At 34.4% G+C, this 2,668-nt stretch carries 4 protein-coding genes; all 4 read right to left on the bottom strand.

What is annotated here, in order from left to right:
• Nucleotides 1-225: 225 nt before the first annotated feature.
• From GH664_RS22285 to GH664_RS22270, 4 genes are read right to left on the bottom strand one after another with little or no spacing between them, the layout of a single operon-like run.
• Entirely contained in the window at nt 226-420 is a 195-nt protein-coding gene (locus tag GH664_RS22285) for a hypothetical protein (protein WP_153170269.1), read from the bottom strand.
• A 57-nt stretch (nt 421-477) separates the two neighbouring features.
• The gene (locus tag GH664_RS22280; RefSeq protein ID WP_153170268.1) at nt 478-1,323 is read right to left on the bottom strand and encodes a hypothetical protein; all 846 of its coding nucleotides are present in this window, start codon (nt 1,321-1,323) and stop codon (nt 478-480) included.
• A gap of 9 nt (nt 1,324-1,332) precedes the next feature.
• On the bottom strand, nt 1,333-1,587 hold the full coding sequence (locus GH664_RS22275; RefSeq protein ID WP_153170267.1) for a hypothetical protein: 255 nt from the start codon (nt 1,585-1,587) through the stop codon (nt 1,333-1,335).
• A 15-nt stretch (nt 1,588-1,602) separates the two neighbouring features.
• Nucleotides 1,603-2,031, bottom strand: coding sequence for a hypothetical protein (locus GH664_RS22270; protein ID WP_153170266.1), 429 nt, complete (start codon nt 2,029-2,031; stop codon nt 1,603-1,605).
• Between the last annotated feature and the right edge of the window lie 637 nt (nt 2,032-2,668).

Here is a 2,668-nt window from a genome sequence, read left to right as displayed (position 1 = left end):
TTTAGTAGCAGATATCTTCCACCTATATTGATAATGACCACCTGATAAACCTTGTTCACCCCAATTAGACCATAGTGCTGGTGTACTAAAGTTAGACCATACTCCATCAGTACGTACACGTTTACAAGTCCACTCTGCCTTATAGTCCTCATTTACTCCTTTTGGATCATCGGACCAGTTATAGTCTTTAGAACCACCATTAGATATAGTGGGAATATAATCATTCTATTGAATAGACGAGGGAGTTTGAGGTACTCTATCAACATCAGCGGTACGAGTAAATATATATTCATATCCGTCACCATCCATACCTTTTTCACCCCACTTAGACCACAAAACTGGTTCTGAGAATTCTCCCCAAACACCTTCACCAATTTTAGCAGCTTTCTTTTCACGTTGTGATACCCATTCATACATCATATCTTTAGATACTCCTTGAGGACTATCCCACCAACCAAATGGTATATAATCATCTTGCTAAGATGTATCTGGTTTATCAGGAGCATCACTTGCACTGGTTACTTTGTAAACGAATTCTAACTTAGTTCCATCAGAACCATCTTCACCAGTTTCACCAGTAAGTCTAATAGGATTTGTCCAACCAGATAATGATTTATCTGCATATACAGTAGCTTGAATCATCCAAGTAAATACTTCCTTACTTTCTCTAGTAGGTGGATACATATACCAAGTATAGTTATCATCTACAGGAGGTATCTGTGAACTAGTAGGCTTAGGTGGTTGTGCACTAGAATTAGTATAACAGAATACTGTATATTGCCCATCTGCTCCTTCTACTGAAGCACCACGGAATCTATTAGGATCACCCCATTCCCCTTCATCTACTTTACGAGAACTCTTAGTAGACATCCAGATTGCTGAAGCTGTATAGTTTCTATGCCATCCATAAGAAGTACCATCACCAACAGGTCTATCTGGTGTAGCATCATTATCATTATAAGTTACCCACAATCCGTTAGCTTCAAGTTGATAACTCATATTGTATCTTCTATTTACTGATATAGCTCCTTCACAGTTAATAACTAAATCAATACGCATATCATTGATATTAGTTATCTTAGTTATTTTGAATACACCATCTTGCATAGTACATTCTACACCTGTTGGAGTATACTCTACAAAGTAACTACCTTCATTATATACTGTACTATATGTTAGTTCTGTTTTACCTTTCCAAGCCTGTACAGCAAAAGTAAGAGATTTAGTTTGATTATAATCTTCAATAATATTGAATTCATTATCTACAATTACTGTACCAAACTCACTGCTAAGTGAAACAGCATAAGCGTCTTGCCCATGCAATTGATCTAACTATTCTGGTGTAAACTCGATGATAGAACCAGTCATATAGACATTAGTTAAGTATGCACCATCACCTTGTAATTGACCATTATTAGGAGCTCCTGGTATAGTAAGACCGTTTAAGTTACCAAACTGTGAAGCTATGTTAGTATAGTTAAGAGCCCAAGTATTTACACCTTTTAAATATCGTTTATATGTACGAGTAGCATAAGCACTAGATCTTCTAGTTTCATCAGTAAAGTTACCATAAACAGCAAACTTCATTGACTTACAAGGATGCTATGTAGTACCTTGTTTCAATGAATACCTAAACTGTTTACCTCTAGCATCTAGTACTTCTATAGGTGTAAAATAAGCTGTAGAGAATCCTTGTACTTTATCAAAACCACAATCGTCAGTACCAGTTTCAGTATTATTAACTCCATCAAAATTATGGAATATACCTCTACATATATCATTTACATGTATACCACTATATTCACCTTCTTCTAGCTTCAATGTAACTATCTGATTAACTAAGTCTACATCTTCAATAGTACCAAATGCTATTGAATTCCATAGTTCACCACTTACTACATCTATTTTATTAAATCTTAATTCTGGTACTTCTAAGAACTCTCTAAGAATAAGGCTGGTCATTTCTCCTCTACCATCTTTATCTATTTGAGCACCTGTACCACCAATCATACCAGTAACAAAAGTACCCATCTAAACTCCTTGATTTAGATAAGTCATCTTATTACTTCTTAAACCACCGTTGAAAGTAATTATACCTGAAGATACATCATCATATAGTTTACTTATAAACAGCTTACTACCTTCAGATTTAATCAAAGCTTTTACTACAGAAGTATCTACTACACCACCGCCTTCACCACCACCAATACCTAATGCTGATGGTTGGATATTGTGCCATGTACCATCACTAGCATACTACAGTAAATCTCCTTCTGTAATATAAGTAATAGTAACATCTTTAAGAGTAGCTAAATGATTAATTCTTTCAACTAATGTATCAAGCTCACCAACGCTAGTATCTAGAGTCTATACATTACCCTACAATGTTCTTACTAATCCTGTGAGTTCATTTAATTCATCTTTAGTTGCGTACTATGCCATTACTTTAATAGTTTATCTATTACTACTAATAATTTCATTCTCTGTTCCTCATCTATATTAAACGCGTATCCTTGAATTAGTATATCATATACGTAATTAACACACACGTAGTTTAATATTTGAGTTCTATCATAAGCAATATTATACTTTACTTTATTGCTTATTGTTTTACCTATTTTATAGTTATTCTCTATCATAGTGCACAACAACCATTATTGCAGCTCCT

Origin of the sequence: Thauera sp. 2A1 (assembly GCF_009469595.2) — a bacterium.
Classification (GTDB): Bacteria; Pseudomonadota; Gammaproteobacteria; order Burkholderiales; family Rhodocyclaceae; genus Thauera.
Note: the sequence above shows the minus strand (reverse complement) of the source record. Positions and strands in the feature narration are given on the sequence as shown.